General features: G+C 59.9%; 20 protein-coding genes and 1 pseudogene. 16 read left to right on the forward strand and 5 right to left on the reverse strand.

The genetic code is table 11. The features are described from left to right. Nucleotides 1-5 precede the first annotated feature (5 nt). From K9B32_RS17625 to K9B32_RS17635, 3 genes are all read left to right on the forward strand, one after another. Nucleotides 6-1166, forward strand: coding sequence for a fumarylacetoacetate hydrolase family protein (locus tag K9B32_RS17625; RefSeq protein WP_224564428.1), 1161 nt, complete (start codon nucleotides 6-8; stop codon nucleotides 1164-1166). A gap of 114 nt (nucleotides 1167-1280) precedes the next feature. Continuing rightward, nucleotides 1281-1553, forward strand: coding sequence for a hypothetical protein (locus K9B32_RS17630; protein ID WP_224564430.1), 273 nt, complete (start codon nucleotides 1281-1283; stop codon nucleotides 1551-1553). A 229-nt stretch (nucleotides 1554-1782) separates the two neighbouring features. Next, complete coding sequence (locus K9B32_RS17635; protein WP_224564702.1) at nucleotides 1783-2235, forward strand: helix-turn-helix domain-containing protein; 453 nt, start codon at nucleotides 1783-1785, stop codon at nucleotides 2233-2235. 68 nt (nucleotides 2236-2303) lie between these two features. Here the strand turns inward: K9B32_RS17635 and pepT are convergent, their stop codons facing one another. Then, nucleotides 2304-3536, reverse strand: coding sequence for a peptidase T (gene pepT / locus K9B32_RS17640; RefSeq protein ID WP_224564432.1), 1233 nt, complete (start codon nucleotides 3534-3536; stop codon nucleotides 2304-2306). A 249-nt stretch (nucleotides 3537-3785) separates the two neighbouring features. Between pepT and K9B32_RS17645 the strand changes: the two genes are divergently transcribed. After that, a complete protein-coding gene (locus K9B32_RS17645; RefSeq protein ID WP_224564434.1) occupies nucleotides 3786-4040 on the forward strand; it encodes a YMGG-like glycine zipper-containing protein in 255 nt (84 codons plus the stop codon). Nucleotides 4041-4100: 60 nt separating this feature from the next. On the opposite strand, the gene K9B32_RS17650 is transcribed toward K9B32_RS17645, so the two are convergent. The 4 genes from K9B32_RS17650 to K9B32_RS17665 are packed head-to-tail and all read right to left on the reverse strand — an operon-like array spanning nucleotide 4101 to nucleotide 8154. Continuing rightward, nucleotides 4101-4943 carry an ABC transporter permease gene (locus K9B32_RS17650; protein WP_224564436.1) on the reverse strand — a complete coding sequence of 281 codons (843 nt, stop codon included), beginning with the start codon at nucleotides 4941-4943 and terminating at the stop codon, nucleotides 4101-4103. Nucleotides 4944-4945: 2 nt separating this feature from the next. Continuing rightward, a complete protein-coding gene (locus tag K9B32_RS17655) occupies nucleotides 4946-5824 on the reverse strand; it encodes an ABC transporter permease (RefSeq protein WP_224564438.1) in 879 nt (292 codons plus the stop codon). Further along, nucleotides 5821-6921 carry an ABC transporter ATP-binding protein gene (locus K9B32_RS17660; RefSeq protein WP_224564440.1) on the reverse strand — a complete coding sequence of 367 codons (1101 nt, stop codon included), beginning with the start codon at nucleotides 6919-6921 and terminating at the stop codon, nucleotides 5821-5823. Before K9B32_RS17660 ends, K9B32_RS17655 begins: the two co-directional genes overlap by 4 nt. 57 nt (nucleotides 6922-6978) lie before the next feature. Continuing rightward, a complete protein-coding gene (locus tag K9B32_RS17665) occupies nucleotides 6979-8154 on the reverse strand; it encodes an extracellular solute-binding protein (protein WP_224564442.1) in 1176 nt (391 codons plus the stop codon). A 206-nt stretch (nucleotides 8155-8360) separates the two neighbouring features. On the opposite strand from K9B32_RS17665, the gene K9B32_RS17670 reads away from it, so the two are divergent. The 12 genes and pseudogenes from K9B32_RS17670 to K9B32_RS17725 all read left to right on the forward strand — a co-directional run bounded on the left by K9B32_RS17670 (nucleotide 8361) and on the right by K9B32_RS17725 (nucleotide 20843). Next, the gene (locus tag K9B32_RS17670) at nucleotides 8361-9083 is read left to right on the forward strand and encodes a GntR family transcriptional regulator (protein ID WP_224564444.1); all 723 of its coding nucleotides are present in this window, start codon (nucleotides 8361-8363) and stop codon (nucleotides 9081-9083) included. Between the two features lie 44 nt (nucleotides 9084-9127). Then, nucleotides 9128-10315, forward strand: coding sequence for a mannonate dehydratase (gene uxuA, locus K9B32_RS17675; RefSeq protein ID WP_224564447.1), 1188 nt, complete (start codon nucleotides 9128-9130; stop codon nucleotides 10313-10315). A gap of 475 nt (nucleotides 10316-10790) precedes the next feature. After that, on the forward strand, nucleotides 10791-13085 hold the full coding sequence (locus tag K9B32_RS17680; RefSeq protein ID WP_224564450.1) for an FdhF/YdeP family oxidoreductase: 2295 nt from the start codon (nucleotides 10791-10793) through the stop codon (nucleotides 13083-13085). 263 nt (nucleotides 13086-13348) lie between these two features. Continuing rightward, nucleotides 13349-14182 (forward strand): formate/nitrite transporter family protein, encoded by an 834-nt coding sequence (locus K9B32_RS17685; protein ID WP_224564452.1) that lies wholly within the window; start codon nucleotides 13349-13351, stop codon nucleotides 14180-14182. An 8-nt stretch (nucleotides 14183-14190) separates the two neighbouring features. Beyond that, the gene (locus tag K9B32_RS17690) at nucleotides 14191-15339 is read left to right on the forward strand and encodes an HlyD family secretion protein (protein ID WP_224564455.1); all 1149 of its coding nucleotides are present in this window, start codon (nucleotides 14191-14193) and stop codon (nucleotides 15337-15339) included. After that, nucleotides 15336-16955, forward strand: coding sequence for an MFS transporter (locus K9B32_RS17695; protein ID WP_224564458.1), 1620 nt, complete (start codon nucleotides 15336-15338; stop codon nucleotides 16953-16955). The genes K9B32_RS17690 and K9B32_RS17695 overlap by 4 nt, the downstream gene beginning before the upstream one ends. Nucleotides 16956-17058: 103 nt before the next feature. Further along, nucleotides 17059-18639, forward strand: coding sequence for a sensor histidine kinase (locus K9B32_RS17700; protein WP_224564460.1), 1581 nt, complete (start codon nucleotides 17059-17061; stop codon nucleotides 18637-18639). Continuing rightward, nucleotides 18632-19288 carry a response regulator transcription factor gene (locus K9B32_RS17705; protein WP_224564462.1) on the forward strand — a complete coding sequence of 219 codons (657 nt, stop codon included), beginning with the start codon at nucleotides 18632-18634 and terminating at the stop codon, nucleotides 19286-19288. The genes K9B32_RS17700 and K9B32_RS17705 overlap by 8 nt, the downstream gene beginning before the upstream one ends. 68 nt (nucleotides 19289-19356) lie before the next feature. Further along, entirely contained in the window at nucleotides 19357-19725 is a 369-nt protein-coding gene (locus tag K9B32_RS17710) for a response regulator transcription factor (RefSeq protein WP_224564464.1), read from the forward strand. Nucleotides 19726-19928: 203 nt separating this feature from the next. Further along, the gene (locus K9B32_RS17715) at nucleotides 19929-20141 is read left to right on the forward strand and encodes a hypothetical protein (RefSeq protein ID WP_224564466.1); all 213 of its coding nucleotides are present in this window, start codon (nucleotides 19929-19931) and stop codon (nucleotides 20139-20141) included. Nucleotides 20142-20278: 137 nt separating this feature from the next. Then, nucleotides 20279-20446 (forward strand): annotated as a pseudogene (locus K9B32_RS17720) (LuxR C-terminal-related transcriptional regulator); the annotation flags it as partial. 196 nt (nucleotides 20447-20642) lie between these two features. Further along, the gene (locus K9B32_RS17725) at nucleotides 20643-20843 is read left to right on the forward strand and encodes a hypothetical protein (RefSeq protein WP_224564469.1); all 201 of its coding nucleotides are present in this window, start codon (nucleotides 20643-20645) and stop codon (nucleotides 20841-20843) included. Nucleotides 20844-20860: the final 17 nt, after the last annotated feature.

Here is a 20860-nt window from a genome sequence, read left to right on the forward strand (position 1 = left end):
TATCGATGTCTTACACTCTTCTGGATTCTGTCGCCGCTGGCGGCCTGTTTGTCGGTCGTGCCTGGAACCCTGCTGTCGAAGGTCCATGCGTCGTGGTGGTTCGGGATGGCCAACTGGTCGACATCACCTCCAAGACCGTGCCGACGTTGAGTGCACTGCTCGAGCAGGTCGACCCCGCTGCCTTCGTGCGCGCCGCGCGCGGTCCTGTGCTCGGCGCGCTGGAGGAAGTCAAAGCCGTTGGTATCGGAACGCCTGACCCATCTCACGTCCATCTGCTTGCTCCGGCCGACCTCCAGGCGATCAAGGCCTGTGGGGTGACGTTCGCTCAGTCGATGATCGAACGTGTGATCGAAGAGAAGGCGGCCGGAAATCCAGATCGTGCCGCCGCGATCCGCGAGCGCGTCAGTACGCTGATCGGCGGTAGCCTCAACAATCTGAAGGCAGGCTCGCCGGAAGCCTTGAAGGTCAAGCAGGCGCTGATCGAGGAAGGCATGTGGTCTCAATATCTCGAGGTTGGCATTGGACCGGACGCCGAGGTGTTCACGAAGTCACCGGTGCTCTCGTCTGTCGGCTGGGGCGCCGATGTGGGCCTGCATCCGATTTCGACCTGGAACAATCCGGAGCCCGAGATCGTGCTTGCCGTCAACAGCCGTGGCGAGATCAAGGGTGCAACGCTCGGCAACGACGTCAATCTGCGCGACGTCGAAGGCCGTTCGGCGCTGCTCCTCGGCAAGGCAAAGGACAACAATGCGTCGTGCTCGATAGGTCCATTCATTCGCCTCTTTGATGAGAGCTATAGCCTCGATGATGTCCGCGGGGCGGAACTCGATCTCAAGGTTACAGGGACCGATGGATTCATCCTTCATGGGAAGAGTTCGATGTCGAAGATCAGCCGAGATCCGTGCGACCTCGTCAAGCAGACCTGCGGGCCTCACCATCAGTACCCCGATGGCTTCATGCTGTTCTTGGGGACGCTGTTTGCCCCGACACAGGATCGTGACGCACCAAACCAGGGTTTTACCCACAAGGTGGGCGATGTCGTCGAAATTTCGTCGGCGGGCCTCGGCTCGCTCGTCAATACCGTGCGGCTCTCGAGCGAGTGCTCTGCCTGGACTTTCGGTATCACCGCGCTGATGGCAAATCTTGCAAAGCGGGGCCTGTTGTAGGCGTTGGGCAAGCGTTGCGGGGAACCTGCTGAATTCTTGCGCCAGACGGCATCTGTTCGGGCCCAATTGATTGCATATATGCTTCAGGAATGAAACGGAACTGTTAAGGGTGCCATGAAGAAGGCCCTTGCGTTAATTGGTGTCCTCGCACTTGTCGGGTGCGCGACGAAGGACTTTTCCTCGCCTGGTCTCGATCCGATCTTAGGCAGCGTCACCTATGGCGGCCAGCCGCGCACTAAGCTGACGAAATCCCCGCCCGGGTCGACCTTCCCGCACAACTTCATTGATCAGTGGGGCCGGCAGATCGATGAGACCTACATGATACAACCTGACAGGTCGCTGAAGATCGTGCACAGGGAAATCCGGCCAATTCGCTTCAAGCGTTGACCGATTGCTTCGGGGCAAGCCAGCACGGTCGCCATGGACATAAGGTCTGGTTGCAGTGCTCTTCTACCTTGTTCCGGTGCGTGTCTCATTCCTGTCAGATGATATTGCGCAGGTCGTATGAACTAACAATTGAATTTGGAAGACGGCTAATACACATTTCATGAGAGTGCTGTATACGGGAGGTCAAGCGATGATCGCGACACCAGCCCGGCTCATGGAAACATTGACGATGAATGCAAAGACGCCGAATGCCATCGATACCTATGTCGGTTCTCGCGTGAGGATGCGCAGACAACTGCTTGGTCTTAGCCAGGAAAAACTGGCCGATCAGATAGGTGTTACATTCCAGCAGGTGCAGAAATACGAAAAAGGTCTGAACCGGATCGGCGCCAGCCGGCTGCAACGGATTGCCGAGGTACTGAGCACCTCTCCGAGTTTCTTCTTTCAACAGGGCGACTCCGAGCCACAAAGCTTGGCCGGATCTGAAATGACTGTCGCGGCCGACCCTGTTGCCGAATTCCTGCATTCGAAGGAAGGCCTCGCCCTCAACCGCGCTTTCCTGCAAATCACCGATACTCAACTGCGCGAAAAGATTGTCGCCTTGGTCAAGGCGATGGCCCAGGCTCAGGAAGGACGCGACATTGCGACGGGGCGGTCAAAACCGGGTGAGACTTTCGCCTGAGTGGGATACTGCAGCACGCGTGAGATTACGCGACCCGCTGGTTACAAGCGTACAGCCGTCTCCGCAGCTTACGCCCGCTCCTCCCATACCTTTGCGAGTTCGACGAGAGTGGCTACGGCCTTCTCCATGTCCTGCCTGCTGATCCATTCGCGCGGCGAGTGAAAGGCATGGCCGCCAGCAAAGATGTTCGGGCATGGCAATCCCATGAAGGATAGACGGGAACCGTCCGTTCCGCCTCGGATACTGCCCCGGACTGGCGACATGCCGGCTCGCCGAATAGCTTCCACGGCGTTCTCGACAATCTGAGGGTGGCGATCGAGCACGACCTTCATATTGCGGTACTGCTGCTTGACGACGAAGGTATAGGTAGAACCGGGATAGTCCGTCATGATCTCGCGCACCAGTGCTTCGAGATGTTTCTCCTTGTCAATGAGACCGGCTTCCTCAAAGTCGCGGACAATGAGGCTGACAGCTGCCTTTTCCATCGAGCCGCTGACGCCGGTCGGATGAATGAAGCCTTCTCGCCCTTCGGTCGTCTCAGGTGCTGTATTCCTCGGCAACCGGTCGATGATGGCGCCTGCGATCTTGATCGCATTCTCCATTTTACCCTTCGCAAAGCCCGGATGGATGGCGACGCCCTCAATGGCGATCTCGACGCCATCGGCCGAAAATGTCTCGTCTTCGATGTGCCCGGCAGTTTCGCCGTCCATCGTATAGGCAAACTGCGCGCCAAGCTTCGCCAGATCGACCTTGTCGACGCCGCGGCCGATCTCCTCGTCCGGCGTGAAAAGCAGCTTGATGGTTCCGTGCTGGATGTCGGGATTGTCCACGAGGATTTGCGCTGCCGTGATGATCTCGGCAATGCCTGCCTTGTCGTCAGCGCCGAGCAGCGTCGTTCCGTCGGTAGTCACGATGTCGTTGCCAATCTGGTCGTTGAGAGCCGGATTGTCGCTGACCCGAATGACCTGCTTCCTGTCACCGGAAAGCTGAATGTCGCCACCCTGATAGTTGTGCACGACCTGCGGCTTCACGTTCGTCCCGGTGAAGTCGGGAGCGGTGTCCATATGCGAGCAGAAGCATATGACCGGAACCGCTTTATCGACATTCGAGGGAACGGTCGCATAAACGTAGCCATGCTCGTCGAGATGAGCATCCGATAGGCCGATTGCCAACAATTCGTTGACCAGCAAACGACCCAGGTCCTTCTGTTTCATGGTCGACGGCTGTGTCGATGATGCCGAATCCGACTGGGTATCGATGACGACATAGCGAAGAAAGCGATCGAGAACGGTATCGGTCATGGCAGGTCCATTCCATGGTTTGGCGTCGCCCCGATATAGCCGTGGAGGACGCGTTGTGAACAGGGCTATTCGGGCGCTGACGAGGGCATTTAACAACAAATGGTTGTCTTTCCGCGGTGCCGTGTGAAACCAAGGTGGCGAAGCGGCCGCCGGAGGGAGGGCTACGTCGGACCTAAGTCCGATGGAACCTTGGGGCAGCGGACTTAGTTCCTACCCGACAAACCAAAAATACAATCGCAGGAGTGCCGGATGAGAAAAATTATTCTAGTTGGCGCATTTATGGGTGCATTGGCGTCATGCACAGCCACCGAAAAGGGAACTGCAATCGGTGCCGGTACCGGCGCCATCATCGGCGGCGCCGTCAGCGACAGCTGGGGCGGCGCAGCCATTGGCGCCGTGGCGGGCGGTGTTGCAGGCGCTCTGATTGGACGCTCAACCGAACGTCGCGGCTATTGTGTTTATCGTGACCGATATGGCCGCACCTATGAGGCGCGCTGCCGATAGCCGGACCAGCCAACTGACCGCCTCGTTGCAAGAGGCGGTCTAATTCCTTGGGATTTTGAACTAGTGGGCGCTTTGCTGTTTCGCCCTTGCTACGATCTGCGTCGGGTTCACGAACTGCAAAGCGAGAACCAGCCAGAACAATGTCGTGATCATGTAGACCACCGCCATCGCATCAATCGACTGACCCGCGCGCACGCCCGACGCAAAGACGGCGTAGTAGAGCGACACCACCAGCGTTTGCGTCGTCGGCCCGGCAATCAGGAACGTCAGCTCGAACATTGCGATAGTGCGCACCAACACAAGCAGCAGTGCAGCCAGCATCCCCGGCAGAAGCAACGGTAGCAAGATGCGCAGGAAGAGGTTCGTCGTTCCTGCACCAAATACCCGTGCGGCCGCTTCGATACGCGGGTCGATCTGTTCGATGAAGGGGATCATCACCAGCACGACGAAGGGCAGAGACGGGACAACGTTGATCAGCACGACGCCCCAGAACGTGCCGCCGAGCCCAAGCTGATAGAGGACGGTTGCGAGTGGAATGCCGTAAGTCAGCGGCGGGATAAGCAGAGGCAGCAAGAACAAAAGCACGACCAGACGTTTCCCGGGAAAGTCGCGTCGCGCCAGTGCATAGGCGGCCGTGATGCCCAAGATTCCGGAAATGATGACGACGGTGAAGACGATCTCGAAGGTGACAAGAACCACGCTGGAGAGCTGGAATTCCTTCCAGGCACTGAAATACCAGCGTGTCGTCCAGCCGACCGGCAGCCATGTGCCAAGCCAGCGCGTCGCGAAGGAGTTGACGATGACGGCCGCGATGACAGCAAGCAGATTGAGGACAAAGAGGATGGCCAGCGCCCAAATGGCAAAGCGCCAGATCTTCGAGGTGAGGCCCTGATCTCGGATCATGACTAGCCTTTCGTGCCGCCGGTCGGGCCGCGGTAGAAGAGTGAGCGTGTGGCCAAAACGGCGAGCACGACGACCAGCTCCACGCCGCCCATGATGAGCGCGATCGCCGAACCGAGGGAATGATCATATTGCTCGAAGGCTGCCTGATAGGCGGCAATCGAAATGACGCGCGTCGGACCGGCAGGCGCCCCAAGAAGAACGGCGGAGGGGAAGACTGCGAAGGCCTGCACAAAGGCCAGGCAGAAGGTAACTGCAAGCCCAGGGACGAGAAGCGGCAGAAAGACACGGAAGAAGCGTTGGCGCGGTCCCGCGCCCAGCGTCGCCGCGGCCTGCTCGATGGCCGGGTCGATGCCGGTCACGTAGGACAGCGTCAAAAGGAACGCGAAGGGAAAGCCGGTGATCAACAGCGAGGCAAAGACGCCCCAGTAATTGTTGGTCAGCTTCACCGGTGCGTCGAGAATGCCGAGTATCAATAGCGTATGATTGAACCAGCCGCGCGGCCCGAGAAACGTCAACAGGCCGTCCGCGACGAAGACCGTACCAAGGGTGATTGGCAGGACAAGAATGGTGGTTAACAGCCGCTGTCTGCGCATCAGGCGCACACGGAGCGCGACCGGCACGGCGAAGGCGAGGTTGATGACGGTTACCGGTAGCGCCAGCCACATGGTTGCAGCGATGGTCTGGTACTGGAAGGGGTCACTGAAGAACTTTGCGTAGTTGGCATACCACGCGCCCTCTTTCGGCACGAGAGAATCGGCCACCCCATAAAGAAACGGATAGACAAACAGCGCGATCATGAAGAACAGCCCCGGCAACAGCAGGAGCGTCGTGCCATCGAGCCCCCGGGCGGCAAGCCTGGTTTGCAGCGACGGTCCGCTCATCGCGCCGCTCCCGCAAAGACCAGCGCCCGGCCGGCAACCGGCTGCAGCCTTGTTGACGCGCCGCGCGCCAACGGCTCATCTGCCCGGAAATAGAGTTCCGAACCGTCCGTTGCCCGCGCCATGCCAAAGAAGGCACGACCGCGATATTCCATGCTGCTGACGGTTGCAGCGATTCCCTCGCCACTTGATGCGACAAGATCTTCCGGCCGGACCGACAGAATGGCTGCGTCGCCGACGCTGAGCGGCGACCGCATGGTGCCGACGAGCCGCGCGCCGGCGACCTCAATCTCGGCCTCATCGGTTGATACGCGTGTAATGCGGCCCGCAACGCGTGTCCGGAAGCCCATGAAATCCGCGACCTCGACGTTCACGGGGCGCTGGTAGAGATCCTGTGGTGAGCCGATCTGTTCGATATTGCCTTGGCTCATGACGACGATACGGTCGGCAAGCGACAGCGCCTCATCCTGGTCATGCGTAACATAAATGGTCGTGGACCCGATCTGGTCATGGATGCCGCGAATTTCTGCGCGCATCTCGAGTCTTAGTTTCGCATCGAGGTTGGAGAGCGGCTCGTCCATCAGCACGATCGGGGGGCGAATGACGATGGCGCGGGCGATCGCGACGCGCTGCTGTTGGCCGCCGGAGAGCTGGCCCGGCAACTTGTCGGCCTGGCTTTCGAGACGCACCAGCGCCAGGGCATCGCGGATACGCTGGTCGGCTTGCGGGCCCTTTATGCCCTGCATGGCAAGACCGAATCCGACGTTCTTGCGAACGCTCATATGTGGAAACAGCGCGTAGCTCTGGAAGACCATACCAAAGCCGCGACGCTCGGGTTCGAGCTGGTCAATGCGCGTGCCGCCAAGGCGTATTTCGCCACCGGTCAGCGCCAGCAAGCCGGCAATGCAGTTCAGCGCGGTCGACTTGCCGCAGCCGGACGGACCAAGCAGGGCCACGAACTCTCCCGGCTCGATCGCAAGATCAATGCCGTTCAAGGCGTTGAACGCTCCAAAAGCACGACGCATCCCATCGAGTTCCAGGCGTGCGTTCTTGCGCGTCGGTGCGGCAGCATTCGAAACCGAGGTCAAAACAATCTCCATGTGAAGAATGAGGTTGCCGGCCCAAGACGCGATCCTGGACCGACTGATTTCCTTCGATCAGCCCTTCTTGGCGCCGATCTTCTCGTCCCAGATGCGGAAGGCTTCAACCAGCTGCTTGGGTTCCAGCGGAACCTCCAAGGGATTGTTGGCGATCCAGTCGGCATATTCCGGCCTGCCGAATTCCTTGATCGTGTCCTGGCTTTCCTGCGGCGCCATCTCGAGGGTGACGTCCTTGACGGCGGGACCTGGATAGAAATAGCCAGCATCGTAGGCGATTGCCTGCTGCTTTGGCTGCAGGATATAGTTGAGGACGTCGATCAGCACGCCGATCTTCTCGTCCGACACGCCCTTCGGGATCACGGCGTAATGGGCATCGGTGACCCAATGGAAGCCATCGAGCTTCTGCACCTTCGCCTCAGCCGGCACGATACCGAGCGCACGTGGATTGATATCCCAGCCTGTCGTCGAGACGACGATGTCGCGCGTCCCTTCGCCAAGCTCCTTCATCACCTGGCCGGTGCCGGTCGGATAGTACTCGATGTGTTCGCCGAGCGCCGCGAGATAGTCCCACGTCTTTGCCCAGCCCTTTGCGGGATCGCGTGGGTCACTGTCACCAAGGAGGTAGGGCAGGCCCATCAGGAAGGTACGGCCAGGGCCGGAATTGGCCGGTCGGGCATAAATGAAGCGGTTCTTGTTTGCCTTCGCCCAGTCGAGCAGTTCCTGAGCGGACTTCGGTGGCGTAGGCACCTTGTCGGGCATGTATTCGATGAGCGGACCGGACGGGTAATAGGTGATGACGACGCCCTGATCCTTCGCAAGAGCCTGCATCTTGAAGGCTTGCGGCTGCAGGATCTGCTCGAGGTTTGGAAGCTCCGACTTATGTGCCGTAAGATCGATCCAAAGGCCCTGATCAAGACCCGCCGAAAGCGCGTCCGTGCCGGTCAAAACGAGATCGATGTCGACCTTGCCAGCCGCCTGCTGCGCCTTGATCTTGCCGGGCAGTTCCGGTGCCGGCGCCTTCGTGAAGGCAAAGCTGGAGACCCAGTCGGCCTTTTCCGAGGCATAGGCCTCGAACATGCCCTGCGTCAGCGCCAGGTTGCCGGCGACGTCGGCGATCGTGATGGTGACGGGGCTTGCCGGTTTCTTGGCCTGCGCAAAGACCTTCAGCGGCAACATGGTTGCGACAGCGGCGCCTGCCGCGGTGCCGACAAATGTTCTGCGGGTGACTTTCATAGTGTTTCTCCTCCTCTCGTTGCGGGACGCTGCAAATACGGTGCTGGGCGTCCTCGGGCCAGTCGCTGCAGGACCGGAACTTGTCTTTAAATGTGTGAAACCTCCTGAAATGATTGCCAAAAGCACCGTTCCTCCTCGGCGTGCCTTGGCAGTCGCAATAAATTGATATACTAGTATGCACGATCAAGTCAACGTCAGGGCACCTTATGCAGGCAGCAGTTGTTTCCGTCCCGGCAGCCATGGCTTCAAAAGCCGACAGGCCGGTGAAGCTGCGCCGCGTGACAACTGCCGACGCCATCTTCGATCGGCTCTACGCGGACATTCTCGCTCTGCGGATGCCACCCGGAATGCAGTTGCAGGAAAAGCGGATTGCGGAAGAGTTCAACGTCAGCCGAACGCCGGTGCGCGAAGCGTTGCTGCGGCTGTCGGAGGGCGGGCTTGTCGATATCTACCCGCAATCCGGTACCGTGGTGTCGCGGGTGCCGGTCTCGGCGATCCCCGAGGCCGTGGTCGTTCGCAAGTCGCTTGAGGGCACAACGGTGGAGCGCGCGGCCGAGATTGCAACGGCAGCCGATATCAGCCGCCTGGATTCGATCATCGCGCGACAGAGATCGCTTGCCGCCCTTGGCGATACCTCGGCATTTCACGAAGAAGACGAGGCCTTCCACGAAGCCATCGCCGGCGTTGCCGGCTATCCCGGCATCTGGACAATTCTAAAGGCCGTCAAGGTGCAAATCGACAGGGCGCGGCGTCTGACGCTGCCGGTTCTTGGTCGCATGGACAACGTCTTGCACGAACACGCGCTCATTCGCGACGCAATCGCAGCCCATGACGTTGAGACAGCGCGCGCGGCGATGATGCACCACCTCAGCGCCGTCGTTCCCGATGTCGCCGAGCTTCGCACCCAATATCCAGATTACTTCCGCTGAGCCGGTCAGCGGACAACGACAAAGAAGACCCCAAGGAGGTACACATGCGCCAAGGTTGGAGATGGTTCGGGCCGGAGGCACCTGTAACGCTCGATGAGGTGCGCCAGACCGGAGCCACGAATATCGTTTCGTCGCTGCACCAGGTTCCGATCGGCCGCGCCTGGACTGAAGGCGAGGTGCGCGAGCGACAGGCCATGATCGAAACGACACCGCCCGGGCGCTCGGGCCTGGCCTGGTCGGTGGTCGAAAGCATCCCGATCCCCGATGCCGTCAAGCGCAATGGCGGACGCGCCAAGGCGGAAATCGAGGCCTGGATCGCCAGCCTTGAAGCTGTGGCCGCCTGCCGGATTCCGATCGTCTGCTACAACTTCATGCCCGTCGTCGATTGGACGCGCACGGACCTTGACCATGTGATCGATACCGGTGCCACCGCCATGCGTTTCGATCATGAGACGTTTGCCGCCTTCGATCTTTTCGTACTCCAGCGTGCCGGCGCCGAGCAGCAATACACGCCTGAAGACATGGCGCGTGCCCGCGACGTGTTCGATGCGATGAGCGAAACCGAGGTTGCGGAGATCACCCGGATCATAACGTCCGCCCTGCCTGGCTCGACAACCGAGCCGCTGACGATCCCGCAGTTTCGTGAAAAGCTTGCCGCCTACGCCGGCATCGATGCCGCCAAGCTGCGCCAGCATCTGATCGAATTTCTCCAGGCAGTGACCCCGGCTGCGGAAGCTCGCGGTGTCAAGCTGACGCTGCATCCGGACGATCCGCCGCGCTCACTCTTCGGTCTGCCGCGTATCGCGTCGACTGCGGACGACTATGCCGCACTCTTCGAGGCGGTACCCTCTGAGGCAAACGGCATGTGCTACTGCACTGGCAGCCTTGGCGTGCGCGCCGACAACGACTTGCCGGCAATCGCTCGCCGTTTCGCGTCGCGTATCCATTTCGCGCATCTGCGTGCAACCAAGCGCGAGGGCGACGGCCGCACTTTCCATGAAAGCGCGCACCTTGAGGGCGACGTCGATATGGTTGCGGTTCTGAAGGAGCTTGTCGCCGAAGACCGCCGGCGTCAGGCAAACGAGACCATCGTGTTCCGCTCGGACCATGGCCATCGCATGCTCGATGATCTCAACAAGAACGTGACGCCAGGCTATCCCGCGATCGGGCGTCTGCGCGGCCTGGCGGAGCTTCGCGGCATACTCTACGCACTGGGCGCGCCGCCGACATGAACCGTGGACTGGAATTACCTGCTGGTCTAGTCCGGCCAATACCTAAGTTTAGTTACGCGGCCTGCCGGACGGGGCTACCTTTCACCCATCGCCTCAACCCCTCGATGAGGCGGGTAGCGTCCTCCCTGCTACCGGCTTCGGTGTCCCTCCCCTCCGCCGAGGCCGCGGATCCTCCCAAGGTCCGCCAAAGGCCGTCTCCATCTCTCCGGAGACGGCCTTCTTTTTTGTGAGAGCCGCATCGGATTCAAGCGATAGAAGAACAGACATGGCTCGTATCCGGCGACAGGTGGACGGAGCGAGATCGCGCACCAGATAGCTTTGGCATGCGCGATTTTCATGTGCGGATACCGGGCCAACGATCGGCGCCCTATGCCTGTGTATAGTGTGCAACGTTCGCACGCGTTGCTAGGTTGTCGACTGATGTGCACTCATCGGCGGCGTCCTGGTCGCCGCGCAGGATCGAAGGAGCTTCGACATGAAGGATCAGCGTCCAGAAGGCATCGAGCAATATGATCAGCCGGCCGGCGGCTGGGGCGCGCTCAAGGCGGTTGCCAAGACGCTTGCGCATCAGCAAGTCGTGGCGCAAGGCACGATGACGCTGCTGAAGGCCAATCAGCCGGAAGGGTTCGACTGTCCCGGCTGCGCCTGGCCGGATCCTAAGCACACTTCGTCATTCGAGTTCTGTGAGAACGGCGCCAAGGCGATCACCTGGGAATCCACGGCCAAGCGCTCAGGGCCGGAGCTCTTCGAAAACAATACGGTCTCGGAGCTTTGGAAGTGGACGGACCATGAACTAGAAGATGCCGGGCGGCTAACAATGCCGTTGCACTATAACAGCCAAACCGATCGCTACGAGCCGATCGAGTGGGATGAGGCCTTCAAGCTGATTGCGGCTGAACTGAATAAACTCGACGACCCGAACAAGGCCGAGTTCTACACATCCGGTCGCGCCTCAAATGAAGCGGCTTTCCTCTACCAGCTCTTCGTGCGCGCCTTTGGCACCAACAACTTTCCCGACTGTTCCAACATGTGCCACGAGGCAACCAGCGTCGGACTTCCGATGTCGATCGGTGTCGGCAAGGGCACCGTGACGTTGGAGGATTTCGACGACGCCGATGCGATCTTCAGCTTCGGTCATAATCCCGGTACCAACCATCCGCGCATGATGACAACGCTGCACAACGCGTCGCGTCGCGGCGTGCCGATCGTCGTCTTCAATCCGCTGAAAGAACGCGCATTGGAGCGCTTCGCCGCGCCACAGGATCCCGTCGAGATGGTGACGCTGTCCTCGACGCCGATTGCCTCCGCCTATCACCAACTGCGCACCGGCGGCGACCTCGCGGCGCTGAAGGGCATGATGAAGGCGGTGTTCGAGCGTGATGCCGCCGACATCGCTGCTGGCGGCTCCGGTGTGCTCGACCTTGGCTTCATCAAGGAGCACACAGTCGGCTTCGATGTCCTGCGCGCGGATCTCGATGCCACCAGCTGGGACCAGATCGTCGCGGTCAGCGGCCTTACGAAGGATGCGATCGAGAGTGCGGCCGACGTCTACGTGAAAGCCAAGAATGTGATCATCTGCTATGGCATGGGCATCACCCAGCATGCCAACGGCACGGGCAACGTGCAGCAGATTGCCAATCTGCTGCTGCTGCGTGGCAATATCGGCCGGCAAGGAGCCGGGATTGCACCGATCCGCGGCCATTCCAACGTCCAGGGCGACCGCACTGTCGGGATCACCGAAATTCCAAACAAGGCGTTGCTTGACGGGATGGAGCGGGCATTCGGTTTTCGTCCATCCGGGGAGAAGGGCCACAATGCGATCGAGGCGGTGGAAGCGATCATCGCCGGTGAATCGAAGGCGCTGATTTGCCTCGGCGGCAATCTCGCCGTCGCCATGTCCGATCCAGAAGCCACCTGGCGGGGAATGCGCAAGCTCGATCTTGCAGTCCATATTGCCACCAAGTTGAACCGCTCGCATCTCCTGACGGCAAAGACGTCGCTCGTCCTGCCCTGCCTCGGCAGGACCGACCTCGACACGCAGGCCTCCGGCCCGCAGGCGGTGACCGTCGAAGATTCCATGTCGATGGTGCACGCCTCTCGAGGCTTCCTGAAGCCCCCGAGCGAGGCTTTGAAATCCGAGCCCGCCATTGTCGCCAACATCGCCAAGGCAACGCTCGGCGATCGTTACGGCATCGACTGGAACGGGCTGATTGCGGACTATGACCGGATCCGTGAGAAGATCGAGCTGGTCTTCCCCGACTTCCACGACTTCAATAAGCGTGTGCGTGCGCGCGGGGGTTTTCGCCTTGATGTCGCCGCCTCCTTCCGTCGATGGGACACGACAAGCGGTAGGGCAAACTTCCTTGTCGCCCCAGGTCTCGACGAAGATCCGCTGATCAAGAACCCGGACGCTCTGGTCCTGACGACGATCCGCAGCCACGACCAGTACAACACCACGGTCTATGGCCTGAACGATCGCTATCGCGGTGTCTTTGGTCGCCGCGACGTGATCTTCATGAACAGGGACGATCTCTCCCGTCTTGGTCTCAAGGACGGTGACCGGATCGACATTCGCGGCCTCGTCGGGGCTGGCCAAGGAACGCACCTCGTGCGTGGCTTCACGGCGGTGGAATACAACATCCCGAAGGGGTCGGCTGCCGGTTACTACCCGGAGATGAATGCGGTCATGTCTCTGCGCCACTATGACCGGCTCTCGGGAACACCGTCCTACAAGGGTGTGCCCGTGATGGTCGCCGCTAGCAACAGCTGACCCATCACCGACCTTGGCAGATCCAACTCCCGGCGTCGCAGATGCCGGGGGACTGTTGCCGACCTCGCTTCAAAAAATTCGAGCCTGATTTCGCGGCGACACGCCGCCTTCGCTCTGTCTTTCGCTGCTGTGACGCTGGCCCAATTTGGGCTAGACCCACCTACACTTACGTATGATTCAACGCTGCGCCGCGTGCGACTAGCCTTCCTGCATCAACCAGCGAAGCGCTCGGCCCGGTCCGGGCAGGATGCGAGGATCTCGTCATGTACCAGGATTCCATCACAAATTTCGCCGAGTCAGGCGAACACAAGGCTCTCATTGTCCGTACGCAGTTCTTCGCGTTCCTGATTGGAGCGGCGATGGCCGGCGCCTATATCGGCTTCGGCGACATCCTCATGTACACCGTCGGTGCGCATGCCGATCCTGCCTGGGCCCATCTCGTTATGGGCGTGGTCTTCTCCTCGGCCCTGACGATCGTCGTGTTTGCAGGCTCCGAACTCTTCACCGGAACGGCCATGTATATGCCGCTCGCGGTGCTGACGGGGCGCGCGCGCCTTTCGGACGTGGTGCTCGTCTGGTGTAGCGCGTGGATTGGCAACCTGATGGGTGCGGTGATCCTCGCCGCCCTCTTCCACATGGCAGGCGGCGGCGTACTGCTGGGCGATGGAAGCCAGGCGTTTTTTTCAGCCGTTTCGGTAAAGATGTCGGCAAGCTCGGGAGAGCTTTTTGCCCGCGGAATCCTGTGCAACTGGCTGGTCTGCCTGGCAATCTGGATGGCCGGGCGCACCGATAATGCCGCAGCCAAGATCATGCTGATTTTCTGGCCGATCACGATTTTTGTCGCGGCCGGATATGAGCACTCCGTCGCCAACATGTTCACCTTCTCCATGGCGCTGATCGGCGATCATCCCGCAAATATCACACTTGCCGGTGCGATCCACAATCTGGTCTGGGTTACGTTTGGCAATCTGATCGGCGGCTCGGTCTTCATGGCACTGGGCTATTGGGTGCAGTTCCACAGCAGCGGGCACGTTTCATTTGTTCCGGAGCCCGCGACTGTCCGCGCAAAGATTTCCGCCAACCGGAACGACAAGTGAGGCTCGTCATGGCGGACCAGCTTCGCATCACAAATCTCAGCCCGGCGCCTGCGACCAGTCGAGCACCGGCCGCAGAGGCGCCCAAGCCGATCGCGCAGTCTTCGACGACCGTGGCGACAATCCGGCGCCTCGCTATTCCGGTTCTTGCAGTCGCCATCGTTGGCGGAAGCGTCGCTCTGGTCATGGCAGATTGGAACCGATGGGTAGCGGGTGCTGCCCGGCAAGCGACCGATGACGCCGTCATCAATGCCGATGTCTCCACCCTCAGCGCGCAGGTTAGCGGCACGATACGGAGCACGCCGATTGGCGACTATCAGCGGGTAACGAAAGGCCAATTGCTCGCGCAGATCGATCCTCGCGAATACGATGCCGCGGTCGAGGTGGCGACGGCAAACCTGGCATCTGCCAACGCCTCGCTCGTGAACCTTGCGAACCAGATCGAATTGCAGAAGGCTGTCATTGAGGCAGCCGAAGCGCAGAACGCAGCGGCGCTTGCTCAGCAGACCCAGACCGAGCTTGAGTTTCATCGGCAGACCAGCCTGGGCGATGCCACGTCGCAGCAGCAGCTTCAGCAGGCGCAGTCGTCCTATCTCCAGGCGCAAGCTGCCGTCAAATCGACAGCTGCCGCGATCGATCAGCAGAAAGCGCAGTTGAAGGTGCTCGACGGGCAAGAGCCGTTGTTGCGCGCGCAGATTGGCGCCGCACAGGGAAACCTCGACACGGCGCTGATCCGTCAGGGCTACACCAGGATCTATGCGCCCTTTGATGGCGTCCTTGGTCGCAAACTCGTCCACGAAGGCGATTTTGTTGCGGCCGGAACCAGCGTCAATTCGGAGGTCCCGCTTCCTAGCGTCTATGTGACAGCAAACTTCAAAGAGACCCAGCTTGCGCGGATGACCCCGGGCCGCACGGCCGAGATCACCATTGATACATTTCCGGGCCAGACGCTCCACGGTAAAGTCTCCCGGCTGTCGCCTGCAAGCGGCTCCATATTCGCGCTGCTGCCGCCTGACAACGCGACCGGCAACTATACCAAGGTCGTGCAGCGCATTCCGGTCAGGATCGATCTCGATCCCGGCCAACCACTGGTCGATCAGCTCCGGCCTGGAATGTCGGCCATCGTTAACGTCGATACATCGGCGGACACGACGCCATGAGTGTCGCACCGAGCGCCTTTGGCCCGGTGACCAGCGGCACGACGGCGAGCCGACCTCACCTTATCGTCGCTGCGCTGTTGCTCGCCTCCTTCGTGGTAGGCTTCGACACCAGGGTATTTGCCGTAGGCCTTCCGGATCTCCGGGGCGCCTACTCGTTGGGGGTCGACGAGGCCGCCTGGCTAAGCACCATCGCCAACGCACCGCAAATTCTCATCTCGTCGGCCGTGGCATGGCTCGCCACGGTGTTCGGCATCCGCCGGGTGATGATCCCTTCGAGCCTTATCTACGCTTGCATCTCGTTTGCGATCCCACTCCTCCATGACGGCTCGGCACTGTTTGCCCTTCATGCCGTAAGAGCGCTTTTGCTCGGCGTATTCATTCCGGCAACGATCATGGTGATCTTCCGGAACCTCGACATGAAATACTGGCTGATCGGAATTGCGATCTACGCGCTTCGCGTTCCGCTCTCGCAAAGTCTCGGTTTTGTCCTCGTCGGGGTCTATGGGGATTATCTCGGCTGGCAATGGCTGTATTGGCAGGACGTGATCGTCGCGCCACTCATCGCGCTATTGCTCATCGTTGCGGCTCCCAGGGAAGAGCTCAACGTCAGCCTGCTTGAAACTGCCGATTGGGGCGGCATGCTCCTGCTCGGTTCGTCAATGACAATGCTCTATGTCGCGCTTGACCAGGGAAACCGGCTCGACTGGTTCCAGTCAGGCATCGTCACGTCGCTTGTTGTGGGCGGCGGTATTCTGGCCATCGGATTTTTTATCAACGAGAGCGTGGTGAAACTCCCCTGGGCTCATGCGAGCGTCATCCTGTCGCGCAATATCGGAATTGGCTACGGCATAATCGTTGCCTTCACATTCTCGAGCTCGGGCGGATCGATCGTCATACCGTCGTTCCTGCAAAACGTCGCAGGGTTACGGCCGATCGCGATCTCGGAACTCTACGTTGTTGGTGCTGTCATTCCGGTCTTCGTGTTCATCACCTTGGCCGTCTACCTGCAGCGTCGGGTGGATTCGAGATTGTGCATCCTCATCGGTCTCGTGGCGATGGCAATTGGATCCCTGATCGGTTCGAGGTTGACGATTGAATGGTCGCCGTGGAGTTTCCTTCCGGTCGTTTTCTTGTTCACTGCTGGCCAGTCATTCACCTTCTTTTCGACCGTCGTCTCTCTGCTGGCGAACACCGATCCAAAGCGCGCGACGGCGTCGTCCGCCTATATCCAGGTCATCCGGCTCGGCAGTGCGGAGCTGGCTGTCAGTATATTGAATACATGGCTGCGGCAGCGCGAGCAGTTTCACTCCAACATACTGGGCGGCCCGATTGCGGCTTCGTCGCGAGATCTCCATGGCATGATCAACAAACTGGAGACGCTGTTTGGGACCTCTGCGCGCGGGAACCTGGAAGCCTTGTCGGCAGTCGCGTCACAGGTCCGGGCGCAGGCCTATGTGCTTGCCTATGCAGACGGCTTTGTGCTGTCGTTCTGGTTCGCGATTGCCGGCCTGTTATTGGTGGTGTTCATGGGGGCTATGCCATTCGGCCCACTGCACCCCGATTTTGAACACAATGCGCCTGAAGCAGCCCCGGCAGCACAGGAGAAGGCCGCTTGATAGGCGGGCGGCCAACGATATGGTCGCATCGGGCCGCACCTATGTATAGGTTCGATTGCGTCTGCAACAGGATATGCTCACGGCCAAATAGACTGGGGGAACGATGTCCATAGTGTCAACTTTACTTCGCGCCCGCGACGCTGAAGGGGGCCACAACGTGGCCTTCGGCTTGATTGCCGTCGCGCTCGCCGCGGCCGTCTTTTATGTCGATACGTACACTGACATCGAGGGCGCCATCGCGGTGCTCTATGTCGTCATCATGCTGCTTGCCGCCCAGGCGACGACGCGCGTCGGCCTGTTTGTGATTGCGGCTGCATGTGCCGCTCTCACGCTCCTTTCCTACGCCATGACGCATGGGGACGATGCCGACCTTCAGTCTACCACCCGCCTGATCGTCGCTCTCGCGGCGCTGTTCGTAACGACGATGCTGTTGGTGAAAACGGAGACAGCGCGCCTGACGCTGCTTGCAATCAATTCTGCCTTGAAAGAGAGCGAGGCAAGATACCGTTCGATTTTCGATCGCACGCGCGTCGCGCTCTGGGAGCGAGACTATTCGAAGTTGCGGAGTTATCTGATGGATGTCAGGGCGCAGGGCGTTACCGACATCAAGACCCATGCGCGAACCAACCCGACCTTCGTCGATCATTGCATCGGCCTCATCAAGGTTGTCGCCGCCAATGAAGCGGCACGCGAGATGCTGGGGCCAGAATCTTCCGCAGTCGGCAGCCTGCGTCGATCCTTCATTACCGGGCAGGAACGGTTTCTCGACGTAGTGCAGGCCATCATGGACGGCGAGAGGGTCTTTGAAGACATGGCCGAGGTACGCGCGGACAATGGCGAAGACAAACTCGTGCTGCTCAGTATCGCATTTCCCGAGGATCCGGCCGCATTCAACCGTGTGGTTGTCAGCATGGTCGATATCACACAGCGCGAAATGGCCCTTAAGGCCCTGGCCGAAGCACAGGCTGAGTTGACGATGGCATCGAGGGCCGCGACCGTCGGCGCAATGTCGGCATCACTGGCCCATGAACTCAACCAGCCCCTCGGTGCGATCGTGGTAAACTCCCAGACGCTCTTGAGGTGGCTTGATCGCGATCCGCCAGATCTCGCGGCTGTGCGCCGCTCGGCCGAACGAATGATCCGCGACAGCCAGCGCGCCAGCGACATTATCCAGAACACCCGCGGCCTTCTTTCTCCGTCGAACAACAAGCTCGAGAGTATCAGCCTGGACAGGTTGATCGACGAGACCATGGCTCTTATGGAGCACGAGCTTCAGCGGAGTGGGACGACCGTGCATATCGAACGGAAGGCTCACATTCCGCCCGTCTCAGCCGTAAAGATCGAGCTGCAGCAGGTACTGATCAATCTCCTTACCAACGCCATTCAGGCAATGGATGAGGCCCGCAGCCCGCAGCGGATCATCAGGATAGCGACAGCGCGGCCGGATATTGACCATGTTAGTATTGCTGTGCGTGACACCGGACCCGGGATCACCGACGATGTGAAGGACAAACTGTTTGCCCCCTTCTTCACGACCAAGGCGGCCGGCATGGGTATGGGCCTGTCTATTTGCCGCACTACATTGGAAGCCCGTGGTGGAAAGCTGGACGGGACCAATCATCACGACGGTGGCGCGATCTTCGAGATGAGCCTGCTGATTAAGCCGGAGGTGGAACATGCCTGATACACGTAGGCTGCAAAAGGAGCCGCCTGGACCTGTGGTCTTCATTGTCGATGACGATCTTTCGATGCGAGAAGCGCTGACGGACTTGTTCCGATCGATGAAATTCGACGCTGAGGCATTCGAGAGCGCGACGGCCTTTCTGGAAACCGCGAACTTCAACCGTCCGGGCTGCATCCTCCTCGATGTCCGCTTGCCAGGTGTCAGCGGTTTGGACTTCCAGATGCAGCTGGAGCGCATCGGCAGCAAGATGCCCATCGTCTTCATGACGGGGTTTGGCGACATTCCGATGAGCGTGCGGGCAATGAAGGCCGGCGCCGTCGATTTTCTGACCAAGCCCTTCAAGGACCAGGATATTCTCGACGCCGTTGCGGCGGCGATGGAACGTGACGCTGCGCGCCGCCGGCAAAATGCGCAGAGCGAAGCGGTCGCTTCGCTGGCGGAAAGCCTTACCCCGCGCGAGCGCGAGGTCATGGAGGCGGTGGTCAAGGGGCTGATGAACAAGCAGATCGCCTATGAGCTCGGCATCAGCGAGGTCACGGTGAAGCTACACCGCGGCAACGTCATGCGGAAAATGGAAGTTCGCTCGGTCGCCGAGCTCGTGAGGAAGACAGAAATGCTGGGCGAAGGGGTACGACCACCTGTATCTTAGTATGGTATCTTTGAATTGGGCGTGAGCGCATAACAAGACCGTGAAAGCAATCAGAAAAGGTCGGTTCATTGCCCTCAGTCCCTACCATAGCCGTCGTCGACGACGACCAGGCCATCCGTGAAGCTATGGATGATCTCGTCAAGTCTTGCGGTTACGAGTGCCGTTTGTTCGCCTCGGCGGAAGAATTCCTCGCCTTCGAACCGCGATCGGCGATCGATTGCATGCTCGTCGACGTGAAGATGCCCGGCCTCAGCGGAATTGAACTGCAGGCAGAGTTGAATAAGCATTCGCAGCGTCCCCCGATGATCTTTGTCACGTCGTACAAGGACGAGCGGACGCGCAGCAGGGCAATGAACGGTGGCGCATTCGCCTTTCTTGGCAAACCGGTCGATATCGAAAAGCTGATCGGTTGCCTCGAGTCGGCGCTCGCGCACTAGGTCGGATCGACGCGCCGCGGCCTCGATTGACGAGGCTTTAGCGCGTCGGATTATCGCCAATAAAAACCGCCCGCCTGGCGAAAGCCAATGGCCGCATCTGAAATCGGTGCCTCACCGGGACATGCCCTGACGACACCGTCTGGGCACGCGGTCCCGTGGTGCTTGCCCAGACATACCCGAAGCAATACGCACAAGGAGACAAGATGATGTTCTCATTCACGAACACCCAGCTGTCAGAGCGAGACGGCTTGCTGTCCCTGAGTGTCAGCCTGGTCAATCACGTCTCGCGTCGATCATATACGTTGCGGTGCGAACTGCGGCGCGACGAGCCTGGCCAGACGATCGATGCGGCACGTTTCGACGAGCGGCTTCAATCGCTCCGCCGGTCGATCGACAACTCCTTTTCCGGCAATTGACCGCCGCACAATCCTTCCATCCAATCGACCTCCGTCTACCCCTGTCAGCCGATCCTGTAGCGATCGCGACATTGTGACGATGGTTCTCTAGCTCCTGAACCCGCTCGATGGATTGACAGCAGGCCAAGCGAACAGGTCAATGCTTGAGATCGTTTACCGTGGGCAAGAGCAGCGAGGAAATCGCGCTCATCCGCGGTTTGAGCAGTCACCCTGTCAATACCTATCTGCGCTCTGCCATGGGGAGGCTGGACGTGGTCAATCAGATCCAGGCGGTCGCTGCCACGTGCTGTCTTCGGCTGATCTAATCGGGAACAATCGCCCTTGACGCACGCCGCAGCGGTGCAACAGCCGGCCGAGCGGTCATTGGCGCATTGGTGGCGACATCGGCGTCTGGCATGACGCTCATACCTTTTGCGAGATCCGACTAGACCTGCGTATAGATGTGGCGATGCCCATCCAGTTGTAGCCTTCTGTCATCACATTCATTGACAGGAGGACATGATGTCCAGGTTCGAAAACAAGCCAACCGTCCTGGCCCGGCTATTGGACGACATCGTCAAGTCAATCTCGATCCCACTTGAAGACGCCATCGTGGCGGCAGCACGCCGTCCTCAGGGTCTCTGGATGCAGCCTCAATACCTTCCTGTCCGCGTCCGCGCGGACGCCGACAGGCGCACGGCTTCCTATCGCCGCGATCGATAATCAATCGGCTGATGCCG

It is taken from the genome of Rhizobium sp. 3T7 (assembly GCF_020166565.1).
Classification (GTDB): domain Bacteria; phylum Pseudomonadota; class Alphaproteobacteria; order Rhizobiales; family Rhizobiaceae; genus Rhizobium.